The organism is Salipiger thiooxidans, from assembly GCF_900102075.1.
In the GTDB taxonomy this organism is placed as follows: Bacteria; Pseudomonadota; Alphaproteobacteria; order Rhodobacterales; family Rhodobacteraceae; genus Salipiger; species Salipiger thiooxidans.
This window is the reverse complement of record NZ_FNAV01000004.1, coordinates 314,105-326,545: the sequence shown is the minus strand read 5'-3', so window position 1 is coordinate 326,545 and position 12,441 is coordinate 314,105. Positions and strand designations below refer to the sequence as shown.

Genomic DNA, 12,441 nt, shown 5'->3' with positions numbered 1-12,441 from the left:
GGACAGCCCGATGATGACACTGAGCGAAATGGCGGTGGACGTTCTGACTACCGCCGACGGGCGCGACAAGACCGCGAAGTCGCACGCCCATGCCGCCGCGTGGCGCGCCTCGCGCGCCGCCGGGACCCCGATCCCCCTGGGCAGCGCCACGCCACCGCTGCGCCCCTCGCGCCCCGACCGGCCCGAGCTTCTCGACCCGCGCAACGTGCCCAAGCGCAAGCCCGGCTCGCCTGCCGGGCGCATTGCGCTGCTGCACGCGGTGGCGCATATCGAGCTCAACGCGGTGGACCTGCACTGGGACATCATCGCGCGCTTCACCGATGTGCCCTTTCCGCCCGGATTCTACGATGACTGGGTCCGGGCCGCAGACGAGGAATCCAAGCATTTCAACCTGATGTGCGACTGTCTTGAGGAACTGGGCAGCCATTACGGCGCGCTCCCCGCCCATGCCGGGATGTGGCGCGCGGCCGAGGACACGGTGGACGACCTTATGGGCCGGCTCGCGGTGGTGCCCATGGTGCTCGAGGCGCGCGGGCTCGACGTGACGCCGGGCATGATCACGCTTTTCCGCAAGGCGGGCGTCGACAGCGCCGTGGCCGCGCTCGAGACCATCTACGCCGAGGAAGTGGGCCACGTGGCCTATGGCTCGAAGTGGTTCAACTTCCTCTGCGGACGCCACGAGCTCGACCCGCGCGACGTCTTCCACGACCTCGTGCGCAACTACTTCCACGGCGCCCTCAAGCCGCCGTTCAACGAGGAGAAGCGCGCCGAGGCCGGGCTGCCCCCGGACTTTTACTGGCCGCTTGCCGAAGAAGTCGGCAGGGGCTGACGCAGGGGCCGCCTGCGAACCCATTGGCATCGGCGGTTTTTCGCCATTTCAGCGTGGAATCGCCGGGCCGGGCCACTCGTTCGCCCAAAAACGTTGCTTGATCGACAATTGCTGGGGTAAGCCCCATCGCAGGACGCCGGATATAGGGGAGCCGAGCGTCACAAATGGGATGGGAACAAGGGACAATCAGTTGAGAACGCGTCTCGCGATCAGAACCCATGCGCTCATGGAGCGCGTCTTTCCGGAACGTCGGCTGTTTCTGAAATCGGATACCGACACACGCTTCATCCGGCTCCGCTCGGAAACGCAGCTCGTGGCCTTCCTTGGCGGCGCCCTGCTGGTGGCCTGGGCGATCGTCGCCACGGCCATCCTGCTGATGGACAGCATCAGCGCCGGCAACTACCGCGAGCAGGCACAGCGTGACCAGATCAGCTACCAGCGCCGGCTCAACGAGCTCTCCGCCGAACGCGACTCCCGCGCGGCCGAGGCCCTGGCGGCACAGGAACGCTTCAACACCGCGCTGGCGCAGGTGTCGTCGATGCAGTCCCGGCTGCTTGACAGCGAGACCCGCCGCCGTGAACTGGAGACCGGTATCGACGTCATCCAGACCACCCTGCGCGACACCATGAAGGAACGCGAGGACGTGGGCAACCGCCTCGCCGCGCTGCAGGGCCAGATCGAGGGCGGTTCCACCGCCGCGGTCAACGGCGAGGGCGACGGCACGCTCGACCTGCTGGCAGCCGCCCTTGCCCGCACCGCCGAAGAGCGTGACCAGGTCGTCGCCAACGCTCAGGACGCGCTCGTCCGCGCCGACGAGATGGCGACCGAGATGCGCCTCATGGAAGAGAACAACGACCGCATCTTCCGCCAGCTGGAAGAGGCGATGACCGTCTCGGTCAAGCCGCTCGACAAGATGTTCAGCGCCGCCGGCATGGACCCCGACCGCATCATCAAAGAGGTGCGCAAGGGCTACTCGGGCCAGGGCGGTCCGCTCACCCCGATCACCTTCTCGACCCGTGGCGAGGAGCCCTCGATCGACACCGAGCGCGCCAACCGCATCCTCAACGAGATGGACAAGCTGAACCTCTATCGGATCGCCGCCGAGAAGGCCCCCTTCGCGGTGCCGCTCAAGGACGCGTTCCGCTTCACCTCGGGCTTCGGGCGCCGCTGGGGCCGGATGCACGAAGGCACCGATTTCGCCGCCGCCCACGGCACCCCGATCTATGCCACCGCCGACGGCGTGGTGACCCATGCGGGCTGGATGTCTGGCTACGGGCGGCTGGTGAAAATTCAGCATGAGTTCGGAATTGAGACACGTTATGCGCACATGTCCAAAATCCGTGTGAAGGTCGGCCAAAGGGTCTCGCGCGGGGATCAGGTTGGTGATATGGGAAATACCGGACGGTCGACCGGAACGCATCTTCACTATGAAGTTCGCGTCGGAGGTAAGGCTGTAAATCCCATGACCTACATCAAGGCTGCAAACGATGTTTTCTAAGAGCAAGATCAACGAGCCCGGACCCAAGGCCGAGGACAGCGCACCGAAGGCTTCCGCGGAGGCGCCGCGCCAGCCGTCCACGGACTTCAAGCCGTCGGCACCGCCCAAGGCCAAGCCCCCGGCGTCGGTCCTGTCCAGCGATCTGCACATCACCGGCAACCTGAAGACCACTGGCGACATCCAGGTGGAAGGCACCGTCGAGGGTGACATCCGCGCCCACCTGCTGACCGTCGGCGAAACCGCCACGATCAAGGGCGAAGTGGTTGCCGACGACGTGGTGATCAACGGTCGCATCGTGGGCCGCGTGCGCGGCCTGAAGGTGCGCCTCACCGCCACCGCCCGTGTCGAGGGCGACATCATCCACAAAACCATCGCGATCGAGAGCGGTGCCCATTTCGAAGGCTCCGTGCAGCGCCAGGACGATCCGCTGTCCGCGCGCGGCAAGGGTGCCGCGGCTCCGCAGCCGACGCCGGCCGCAGCCTCCGGCGACGCCGTCTGAGCCAGCCTCCTTCGACACGATACACGAAACGCCGGGCCCCTCGCCCGGCGTTTTCGATTCCGGCGCTTGGGCGCGGGGCCCGGCGTCGGCCCTTCGGGAAAACTCCCTGACGTCACAAAACCATCATCGCTCCGTCGCAGCGGTTTAACGCGCGGCAGGCATCCGTCGCGGCAGCACTGCACACCTGTGCAGCGCCAGCCGGAAAGGACGCCACGTGAGCGACATCACCATCGACGCACTGGACAAGAGCTTCGGACGGACCAGGGTCCTGCACGAGGTGTCGCTCGCCATCGCGTCGGGGGAGTTCATCGCCGTGCTCGGCCCGTCGGGCTGTGGCAAGACCACGCTGCTGCGCTGTCTCGCGGGCTTCGAGCGGCTCGATGCCGGCAGCATCGCCATCGGTGGCGAGACCGTCTCATCGCCCCGTGGCCACGTCCCGCCCGAGCGCCGCGGCGTCGGCGTGGTGTTCCAGAACTACGCGCTCTGGCCCCACATGACCGTGGCCCGCAACGTCGCCTACGGCCTGAAGATCTCGGGCATGGCGAAGCCCGCGCGCGACGCCCGCGTGGCCGAGGTGCTCGGTCTCGTCGAACTCGGCGATCTCGCCGACCGCCGCCCTGCCGATCTCTCGGGCGGCCAGCGCCAGCGCGTGGCACTTGCCCGCTGCCTCGCCATGGAAAGCCGCGTGGTGTTGCTCGACGAGCCGCTGGCCAACCTCGACGTGCACCTGCGCGGCACGCTCGAGGAAGAGTTCGCCCGTTTCCACGCGCGCTCCGGCGCCACCATGTTCTACATCACCCATGATCAGGCCGAGGCGCTGGCGCTCGCCACCCGCGTCGCGGTGATGGATCGTGGCCGCATCCTGCAATTCGCCCCGCCCGAGCAGCTTTTCCGCGAACCCGCCTGCGAGACCGTGGCGGGCTTCATCGGCGAGGGCCGCGTCATCGCCGCCTCGGATCTCGCGCCCACCGGCGACGGCCGCGCCCATGCCAGCGTGCTGGGCCATCCCGCAGCACTGCGCTGCGCCCGCGGCGAGCGCCCGCGCCCGCGCGCCCGGGTCTCGTTCCACCCCGGCGACCTGCACATGGTCCCCGGCGCCCAGGGCATCGCGGCGAACGTCCTGCGCGCCACCTACCGCGGTGCCTACCTGCGCACCGAGGTCATGGCCGGCCCCGCCGGCGACGTGCCCCTCACGCTCAACATCCCCGCCCCCGCCTCGCTCACGCAGGGGCAGCGGATCACCATCGCCCTGCGCGACGGCTGGGTCCTGCCGGACCGGGCCGCTTCCTGATCCTTCCTCCTCCTCCTCCAAAGCCTCAAAGGACCCTCCCATGACCCGCCTGACCCTGACGCTTGCCGCGTCGCTGCTTGCCAGCACGGCATATGCCGAGACCACCATCACGCTCTACACCAGCCAGGCCCCCGAGCAGGCCCAGCAGACCGTCGACGCCTTCGAGGCCGCCCACCCCGACATCAAGGTCGAGTGGACCCGCAACGGCACCTCGGCGCTGATGAACGTGCTGCGCGCCGAGATCGAGGCCGGGCAGGTCCAGCCCGACGTGCTGCTCGTGGCCGACGTCATCAACCTTGGCGAGCTCAAGGCCGGCGGCCACCTGATGGCCTACCCCGAGGCCCCGGTAGGCGCCTATGACGCCGCCACCTACGACCCCGACATGACCTTCTTCGGCACCAAGGCGCTGACCACCGGTATCGCCTACAACACCGACATCGCCGAGCCGGTCACCAGGTGGATGGATCTCATCAAGGAAGAGAACCGCGGCCAGATCGGCGTGCCCTCGCCGCTCTATTCCGGTGCCGCGCTGAACCACCTGCACGCGATGATCGCCTCCGACATCGGCTGGCAGTTCTACGAAGGCCTCAACGATCTCGACATCGTCCCCGAGGGCGGCAACGGCCCGGCGACCAAGGCGGTGGCCTCGGGCATGGCGAAATACGCCATCATCGTCGACTCCAACGCGATGAACGCGAAGGCCGCCGGCTCGCCGGTCGACTACATCGTCCCCGAAGACGGCGTCAGCTTCATCACCGAGCCCGCCGCCATCATGGCGACCACCGAGCACGCCGACGAGGCCAGGCTCTTCATCGACTTCCTGCTCAGCGAGGACGGCCAGAAGCTTGCCGCGTCGCAGGGCTACCTGCCGATCCTGCCCGGCGTCGCCGGCCCCGAGGGCTATCCCGCGCTCGAGGACATGACGCTGCTGGGCTACGACGCCGACGAGGCGGTGAAGACCAACGACGCGGTCACCGCCAAGTTCGCCGACATCTTCGGGCTCTGATCCATTGAGCCTTGCCAATGACACCGCGAAGCGCCCCCCGAGGGCGCTTCGACTGCCCCGAGGCATGGGCGGAGAGCGCGGGCTGCTGATCGCGCTGGTGCTCTTCGTGGGCCTGCTCTCGATCGTGCCGCTGGCGCGGCTGGCCTGGGCGGCGCTGCTGCCCGGCGGCAGCTTCGACGCCGCCCGCATCGCCGACCTGCTCGGAAACCGCCGCGTGGTCGAGGCGACGGTCAACACGATCTGGATCTCGGTGGCCTCGACGCTTCTCGCGACGGTCACCGGCACCCTGGCTGCGATGCTGGTCACGCTCACCGACATGCGCGCCCGCACGCTCTGGGTCTTCGGCTTCGTGCTGCCGCTGATGATCCCGCCGCAGGTCACGGCGCTGGCCTGGGTGCAGGCCTTTTCACCGGCGAGCCCGATCCTCGGCCCGATGGGGCTCGCCCTGCCGCCCGGCACCCGCCACCCGCTCTATTCCATGGGCGGCATCGTCTTCCTTCTCGGGCTTTACAACGCGCCGCTGGTGTTCCTCTCGGTGCGCGCCAGCCTGCAACGCGTGCCCTCCTCGCTGGTCGAGGCCGCGCAGGCGCAGGGCGCCCGCGGCTTCGCCGTCACCCGCGACATCGTGCTGCCGCTGGCACGCGGAGGCATCTTCGCCGGTGCCGCGCTGGCCTTCGTGTCCTCCATCGGCAATTTCGGCATCCAGGCGATGCTGGGGATCCCCGCCCGCGTCTCGACGCTCATCACGCTGATCTACCGCCGGCTCAATTCCTACGGCCCCTCGGCGCTCAACGACATGGCGCTGCTGGCACTGCTGCTGGCACTGCTCACGGTGCTCGGCATGGCGCTCACCGCGTGGCTCGGCCGGCGCGGCGACCAGCGCGTCGACAGCGCACGGCGCCTGCCCCGCCGCAGCCTCGGTGCCTTGCGAGGACCGGTCGAGGGGCTGGCATGGCTCTACCTCGTGCTCTGCCTGCTGCTGCCGCTCTCGGCCCTCGTCGGCACCGCGCTGGTGCGCGGCTACGGCCAGCCGCTGAACGCCGACACCATCACCTTCGAGAACTTCGCCAACGCGCTCTTCCACCACGAGGGCATCCGCGAGGCGTTTGCCACCTCGCTCTGGCTCACCCTCGCCACCGTGGCGGTGCTGATCCCGGTCTCGGTGGCGCTCGGCTACGTGCTGACATGGCGCGAGGGCTGGGTGGCGCGGGTGCTGCGCCTCGCGTCGGAACTGGCCTACGCGCTACCCGGCATCATCATCGGCGTCGCCATGATCCTGTTCTTCCTGCGGCCGCTGCCGCTGATCGGAACCGGGCTCTACGGCACCATCTGGGTGATCTTCGCGGCCTACCTGTCGAACTACCTCGCGCTGGCGTTGCGCCCGATCCTCGGCGGCTATGCCCAGATCGAACGCGGGCTCGACGAGGCGGCGCAGCTCGCGGGCGCGGGCATCCTCGCCCGGCTCCGCGACGTGGTGCTGCCCGCGCTCGCCCCCTCGGCCGCCGCCGCAGCGATCCTCGTCTTCATGACCGCTATCAACGAGATCCAGACCTCGGTACTGCTGGTGTCGTCGCGCGCCACCACCATCGGCCCGATGATCATCTTCCTAGAAGAGGCCGGCTCCTCGACGCTGGCCGCCGCGGTGGGCTGCCTGATGGTGCTGCTGGTGCTGATCCTGATGGGGCTGAGCCTGCTCGCCGGCCGCCACCTGCCCGACGGGGTGCTGCCATGGCGCGACTGACCGCCCTGAGCGGGCTCGGCCGCAAGAGCGCCGCGCTCTTCCTGCTCGAGATCCGGGGCCGCCGCCTGCTGCTCGACATGGGCGACGGGCTCGAGACCGGCGAGCGCCCTGACCTTTCGGGCGCCGGGCGCATCGACGCGGTGCTGCTGAGCCATGCCCATGTCGACCACGCGGGCGGGCTCGACCGGCTGGACGAGATCGGCAATCCGCCGGTCTTCGCCAGTGCCGAGACGCTGCGCCAGCTTGGGCGGGGCGAGGCCCATACGCTGCCCGACCAGGGCGATGCGGTGGTGATGGGCGTGCCGCTCCGCACCGGCCGCGCCGGCCATGCGCCGGGCGGCATCTGGATGCGCTTCGACACCGAGGCCGGAGGCGTTCTCTACACCGGTGACTTCAGCACCGAGGCGCCGCTGCTGACCTGCGATCCCTTCCCGCCGACCGCCACTGTGCTGGCCGATGCCTCCTATGGCGACCGAGAGGACGGGCTTCGCGACCAGATCGCCGCCATCGCCGGGTTCGCCAGAGGTGGTGCGGTGCTGCCCTGTCCGGCGGACGGACGCGGGCCCGACATGGTGGCGGCGCTGAGCGCCATGGGCCTCGATGTTGCCGCCTGCGCCATCGTCGCGGCGGAGACCCGGCGCCTCACCGGCAGCGCACCGCGCGTGGTCACCGCCACCACCGCCCGCCCCGGGGACGTGATCGTGGCGGCGGGCCCGAACGCCGAGCACGGCCTGCCCGCCGCACTGTGCGCGCGGCAGGGCTTCCGCTTCGCCTTCTCGGGCCACGTGCCGCGCACCAGCCCGGCCCATGCCATGATCGCCGAGGGCCGCGCGGTCTGGATGGGCTGGAACGTGCACCCGCGCCTTGCGGACCTCGTGACGCTGGCGGACACGACCCAGGCGCTCCGGGTGCTGCCCGCCTTCCTCGACCTTGCCACCGCGCCCCGGCTGGCGGCGGCGCTGGGTCCAAGCCTCTGCCGTGACACCACACTGGAGGTCTGACCATGACACAGCGCCACCACCTGCCCGCCGCCGCCCCCGTGCACGAGGCGCGAGAGGATGCCCGCCCGCTGCTCTACCCGGTGATCGACGCACCCGGCCCGGGGCTCGACCGGCTCTGGCTCGGCAACCTGCCCGCCGCCGAGGACGCGGCGGCACTGCACGAGGCCGGCATCACCGCCTCGCTCAACCTCGCCATGAACCTCTTCCCCGGCCCGCTCGAGCTGCCGGACCGCACGCTGGTGCGCCGTTACCAGATCGGGCTTCTCGACGGGCCGGGCAACGCGCCGCAATCGCTTGCCGCGGCGGTGCTGCTCGTCGACGGGCTCGCCGCAGGCTACACCGCCGGCAAGCCGCACTACCCGCCGCACCGCCCCGGCGGGCTGCTGGTGCATTGCCGCGGCGGGCGCTCGCGCTCTGTCGCCGTGCTGGCGCTCTGGCTGCACCTGCGCCGGCGCGAGCGCTTCCCGACGCTCGACGCCGCGCTCGACCACGTACGGGCGCTCCGGGGCCAGGACGACAGCTATCCGCTGCCGCCGATGATCGCGCTCTCCCGCGAGGTGCTTTCCCAAGGGCTCTGCGGGTGAGCGGCGAAAAGCCCGCGGGCCGCTTCGTCTCGGCCGCGGACGTGGCGCGGCGCGCGGGCGTCTCGCGCTCGGCTGTGTCGCGGGCCTTCACCCCCGGCGCGCAGGTCTCGGAAACCGCCCGCAGCCGCATCCTCGAGGCCGCGGACGAGCTCGGCTACCGGGTCAACCGGCTGGCCCGCACCCTGCATCAGGCGCGCTCGGACCTCGTGGGCATCGTCGGCGGCAACCTCGGCAACCCCTACATCTCGGCCCAGCTCGAGGCGCTGAGCGCCGGGCTCCAGAGCCGCGGCCTGCAATGCCTGCTGATGAACAGCGCGCAGGGCAGCGCCGGCGATCTGGCGCGGCTGCTCGATTACCGGGTGCGCACGGTGGTGGTGCTGTCGGGCGCGGCACCGGACGAACTGATCCGGCTCTGCACCCGCAACGGCGCGCGCATGGTGCTGATCAACCGTCCCGCCCCGCCCGAGGGCTCACGCGCCGACCTGATCCTCGCCGACAGCACCGAGGGCGGGCGCCTCGCGGCGCGGCGCCTGCTCGCGGCCGGATGCCGGCGCGTGGCGGTGGTGATCTCGGGCTCGCGCACCAGCGCCAAGCTCGAACGCGCCCGGGCCTTCTGCGCCGAGATCGAGGGGGCGGGCCTCCCCGTCACCCGCTGGGCCGAGGGCGCGAACAGCTACGACACCGGCTGCGAGGCCGCCCGCGCGCTGCTGGCAGAGCCGGGCATCGACGGCATCTTCGGCGTCACCGACGAGATCGCGCTCGGCGTGCTCAACACGGCGCGGTTCGAGCTCGGGCGCTCGGTGCCGGGCGAGCTCTCGGTCATCGGCTTCGACGACGCGCCGGTGTCGAACTGGGCGTCGCACGGGCTCACCACCATCCGCCAGTCGCTGAGCGCCCTCACCCGCGCCACGCTCGAGGCCATCGAGCGCCCCGCCGACGCGGCCCCCACCCGCGTGCGCATCCCGGTCACACTGATCGAGCGCAGCAGCGTGCCGTGAGCCGCGCTTGGGCCGCACTCAGACAGTCGCCTCGACGCCGGAACGACGGATCCTCCCCCCATTGCACCCGTACCAAGGCTAGGGCAGCCTCGGCCGGGCAACCGAAGACACAGGAGCAAACCCGCCATGGCGACGATCTTCGAAGGCGCAGAGGTGATCCTGCCCGACACCGTGGCGCGGGTCTCGGTGCGGGTCGAGGACGGCCGGATCACCGGCATCGACTGCGCCGCCGATGGCGCGCGCCGCATCGACGCCCGCGGTCTGGTGCTGGCGCCTGCGCTGGTCGACATCCACGGCGACGCCTTCGAGCGCCAGCTCATGCCGCGCCCGGGCGTGTTCTTTCCGCTCGACCTGGCGCTGCTCGAGACCGACCGCCAGCTCGCGGCGAACGGCATCGCCACCGCCTACCATGCGCTGACCCTCTCGTGGGAGCCGGGGCTGCGCTCGGTCGCGCAGGGCGAGCGGGTGCTCGACCAGCTGGCGGTGCTGGCACCGCGCCTCGCCGCCGAGAACCGGCTGCAGCTGCGGTGGGAGACCTTCTGCTTCGAGGCCCGGCCGCTCATCGAACGGGCGCTCGGAGCGGCGCAGACGCCGTCGCTCGCGTTCAACGACCACACCTCGATGGCGATGCTGGCCCCCGGCCTGCCGCTGCAGACGCGGCCCTTCGACCTTGCGCCCGACTACCCGGTGGTGAATCTCGCGCAAATGGCGACCGCCTCGAAATTCGCCAAGCGCGCGGCGCGCTCCGGGCTCGAGACAGGCGACTACCTGCGCCTGCTGGCCGAGGTCTGGGAGCGTCGCCCGCAGGTGGGCGCCGCCATCGCCCGGATGGGCGACCGCGCACGCGGCCACGGCGCGCCGATGCTCAGCCACGATGACAGCCAGATCGAGACCCGCGACTTCTACCGCGGCCACGGCGCCCGGATCAGCGAGTTCCCGATGAACGAGACGGTGGCGCTGGCGGCGCGCGAGGCCGGCGACTGGATCGTCTTCGGCGCACCCAACGTCACACGAGGCGGCAGCCACATCGGCTCGCCCTCCGCGGCCGAGATGGTCTCGCGCGGGCTCTGCGACATCCTTGCGTCGGATTACTACTACCCCGCCATGCTGGGTGCCGTGGCACAGCTTCGGGCCGAGGACCGGGCGCCGCTGCACGCGCTCTGGCAGCTGGTGAGCCGCAACCCGGCGCGGGCGAGCGGCCTTGCGGACCGGGGCGAGATCGCCCCCGGCCAGCGCGCCGACCTCGTGCTGCTCGACTGGCCCGAAGGCGCGGCCCCGGCGCCCCTGCTCACGCTGCGCGGCGGGGCGCTGGTGCATGCGGCGCGGGGCTTCGGTCTCTGACCGCCCCGCCGGGGATCAGCCCATCAGCGCCTTGCGCAGCATGTTGAGCGCCACGAGGATCAGGAAGGCGCCGAACAGACGCTTGAGCGGCGCCGGGTTCATCGCGTGGGCGATCTTCACCCCCAACGGCGCGGTCAGCAACGTCATGGCGATGACCACGAGGAAGCCGGGAAGGTTCACCGCGCCCAACGTGTAGGGCGGGCGCGAGCCGGGCTCGATGGTCAGCATCAGAAAGCCCACCGCCGAGGGCACTGCGATCAGCACGCCGAAGCCCGCTGCCGTCGCCACCGCGCGGTGGATCGCCACATTGTGCAGGTTCATCAGCGGCACGCCGAAGCTGCCGCCGCCGATGCCCATGAGCACCGACAGGAAGCCCACGAAAGGCGAGTAGAGATATTGCTTGCCGCCATCGGGCATGCGGTCGGCGATCCGCCACGAGGTCTTCCCCAGCAGCATGTAGCCGCCAATGATCAGCGCCAACACGCCGAAGATGGCCTGAAGGGTCGAGGATTTCAGCGCAGAGGCCGCCAGCACACCGACGATTGCGCCCACCACGATGCCCGGGGCCCAGCCCTTGAGGATCTCCCAGTCCACCGCGCCCTTGCGATTGTGCCCGATGACCGAGCGAAGGGACGTGACGATGATCGTCGCGAGCGAGGTGGCAAGGCAGACCTGCATGGTCTGCGGCCCGTCGTAGCCCAGCATCTGGAAGGTGAAGAAGAAGGCCGGGACCAGCACAATGCCGCCCCCCACCCCGAGCAGCCCCGCCAGCACGCCGGCAAATGCCCCGATCACCACGAGGAAGGCCAGCAGTTCAAGCAGGAGCGTCAGGTCGGGCATAGGGGTCTCCGGTCGATACATGCGGGCGCGCGGCCCTTGGAAAGCTAGGGAAGGCGCCGGGCGAGCAGATCGACCAGCACCACGTAGGAAGATGCGACGTGGCTGCGCATCAGCCGCCGCGTGGCCTCGGCATCCTGTGCGAGGATGGCGTCGGCGATGGCGCGGTGTTCCGCCCGCGAGGTCGAGAGCCGCCGCCGGTTCTCGACGAAGTTGGCGGCGCGCCACGAAGAGGTGCGCAGGTTCAGCTCGTCGAGCGTGCTCGCGAGGATGGTGTTGCGCGCCCCGGCCTTGATGGCCTCGTGGAAGCGCGTGTTGATCTGCCCGTAGGCCGCGGGGTCGTCGCAGGCATGGCCCTCGTCGACGATGGCCACCAGCGTGCGGCGCTCGATCTCGGTCATGCGGTGGGCCGACAGCGCCGCAAGCGCGCTCTCGACCTCGCCCGCCGCCTCGAAGAGTTCGGCCAGGTCCTCGGGCGCCATGCGCCGGACCACGAAGGCCCGCCGGGCACCGCGCTCGGCAAGGTTGGCCTGCTCGAGCCGGTGCAGCGCCTCGCGCACCGGCGTGCGCGACACGCCGAACTGTTCCGCCAGCGCCTGCTCGACCAGCGGCTCGCCCGGGGCCATCCGCCCGGCCACGATGCCGTCGACCAGGGTCTCGTAGATGTTCTCTGCCGTGCGAATAGTCACCGGTCGCCCGCTCTCGCAGTTTGATGCACTTTTATCTTGCATATGTATACATGTTCTTTCAAGTTGAATTCATAACAACGGCGACCTTGGAGGAGAATTCGACCGTAAAAACGCCTCGGAACCAGCC

Annotated in this window: 12 protein-coding genes; 10 read left to right on the top strand and 2 right to left on the bottom strand. The window is 70.2% G+C overall.

Going from position 1 to position 12,441, the window contains the following annotated elements; all coding sequences use genetic code 11:
- The first annotated feature begins 10 nt into the window (after positions 1-10).
- From BLQ77_RS07865 to BLQ77_RS07820, 10 genes are all read left to right on the top strand, one after another.
- Positions 11-829: a ferritin-like domain-containing protein gene (locus BLQ77_RS07865; RefSeq protein ID WP_089957585.1), complete on the top strand. Its 819-nt coding sequence runs from the start codon at positions 11-13 to the stop codon at positions 827-829.
- A gap of 190 nt (positions 830-1,019) precedes the next feature.
- Positions 1,020-2,327 carry a M23 family metallopeptidase gene (locus tag BLQ77_RS07860; RefSeq protein WP_089957582.1) on the top strand — a complete coding sequence of 436 codons (1,308 nt, stop codon included), beginning with the start codon at positions 1,020-1,022 and terminating at the stop codon, positions 2,325-2,327.
- Positions 2,317-2,826, top strand: a complete 510-nt coding sequence (locus BLQ77_RS07855; protein WP_040384063.1) for a bactofilin family protein — start codon at positions 2,317-2,319, stop codon at positions 2,824-2,826. The genes BLQ77_RS07860 and BLQ77_RS07855 overlap by 11 nt, the downstream gene beginning before the upstream one ends.
- A gap of 214 nt (positions 2,827-3,040) precedes the next feature.
- Positions 3,041-4,117: an ABC transporter ATP-binding protein gene (locus tag BLQ77_RS07850; protein ID WP_089957579.1), complete on the top strand. Its 1,077-nt coding sequence runs from the start codon at positions 3,041-3,043 to the stop codon at positions 4,115-4,117.
- A gap of 40 nt (positions 4,118-4,157) precedes the next feature.
- On the top strand, positions 4,158-5,123 hold the full coding sequence (locus BLQ77_RS07845) for an ABC transporter substrate-binding protein (RefSeq protein ID WP_089957576.1): 966 nt from the start codon (positions 4,158-4,160) through the stop codon (positions 5,121-5,123).
- 64 nt (positions 5,124-5,187) lie between these two features.
- On the top strand, positions 5,188-6,864 hold the full coding sequence (locus tag BLQ77_RS07840) for an ABC transporter permease (RefSeq protein ID WP_089957573.1): 1,677 nt from the start codon (positions 5,188-5,190) through the stop codon (positions 6,862-6,864).
- Positions 6,852-7,865 (top strand): MBL fold metallo-hydrolase, encoded by a 1,014-nt coding sequence (locus tag BLQ77_RS07835; protein WP_089957571.1) that lies wholly within the window; start codon positions 6,852-6,854, stop codon positions 7,863-7,865. The genes BLQ77_RS07840 and BLQ77_RS07835 overlap by 13 nt, the downstream gene beginning before the upstream one ends.
- Before the next feature lie 2 nt (positions 7,866-7,867).
- Positions 7,868-8,449 carry a dual specificity protein phosphatase family protein gene (locus BLQ77_RS07830; protein WP_089957568.1) on the top strand — a complete coding sequence of 194 codons (582 nt, stop codon included), beginning with the start codon at positions 7,868-7,870 and terminating at the stop codon, positions 8,447-8,449.
- A complete protein-coding gene (locus tag BLQ77_RS07825) occupies positions 8,446-9,447 on the top strand; it encodes a LacI family DNA-binding transcriptional regulator (protein ID WP_089957565.1) in 1,002 nt (333 codons plus the stop codon). Before BLQ77_RS07830 ends, BLQ77_RS07825 begins: the two co-directional genes overlap by 4 nt.
- Positions 9,448-9,573: 126 nt before the next feature.
- On the top strand, positions 9,574-10,788 hold the full coding sequence (locus BLQ77_RS07820; RefSeq protein WP_089957562.1) for an alpha-D-ribose 1-methylphosphonate 5-triphosphate diphosphatase: 1,215 nt from the start codon (positions 9,574-9,576) through the stop codon (positions 10,786-10,788).
- 15 nt (positions 10,789-10,803) lie between these two features.
- Here BLQ77_RS07820 and BLQ77_RS07815 read toward each other — a convergent pair whose 3' ends face one another.
- Positions 10,804-11,628: a sulfite exporter TauE/SafE family protein gene (locus BLQ77_RS07815; protein ID WP_089957559.1), complete on the bottom strand. Its 825-nt coding sequence runs from the start codon at positions 11,626-11,628 to the stop codon at positions 10,804-10,806.
- A gap of 44 nt (positions 11,629-11,672) precedes the next feature.
- Positions 11,673-12,314 carry a GntR family transcriptional regulator gene (locus BLQ77_RS07810; protein ID WP_242661646.1) on the bottom strand — a complete coding sequence of 214 codons (642 nt, stop codon included), beginning with the start codon at positions 12,312-12,314 and terminating at the stop codon, positions 11,673-11,675.
- Between the last annotated feature and the right edge of the window lie 127 nt (positions 12,315-12,441).

Excerpts from the sequence above, each read along its gene's own strand:
- BLQ77_RS07865 (WP_089957585.1), top strand. The coding sequence starts at position 11 with ATGATGACACTGAGCGAAATGGCGGTGGACGTTCTGACTACCGCCGAC.
- BLQ77_RS07855 (WP_040384063.1), top strand. The coding sequence starts at position 2,317 with ATGTTTTCTAAGAGCAAGATCAACGAGCCCGGACCCAAGGCCGAGGAC.
- BLQ77_RS07845 (WP_089957576.1), top strand. The coding sequence starts at position 4,158 with ATGACCCGCCTGACCCTGACGCTTGCCGCGTCGCTGCTTGCCAGCACG.
- BLQ77_RS07815 (WP_089957559.1), bottom strand. The coding sequence starts at position 11,628 with ATGCCCGACCTGACGCTCCTGCTTGAACTGCTGGCCTTCCTCGTGGTG.
- BLQ77_RS07840 (WP_089957573.1), top strand. The coding sequence starts at position 5,188 with ATGGGCGGAGAGCGCGGGCTGCTGATCGCGCTGGTGCTCTTCGTGGGC.
- BLQ77_RS07830 (WP_089957568.1), top strand. The coding sequence starts at position 7,868 with ATGACACAGCGCCACCACCTGCCCGCCGCCGCCCCCGTGCACGAGGCG.
- BLQ77_RS07820 (WP_089957562.1), top strand. The coding sequence starts at position 9,574 with ATGGCGACGATCTTCGAAGGCGCAGAGGTGATCCTGCCCGACACCGTG.
- BLQ77_RS07835 (WP_089957571.1), top strand. The coding sequence starts at position 6,852 with ATGGCGCGACTGACCGCCCTGAGCGGGCTCGGCCGCAAGAGCGCCGCG.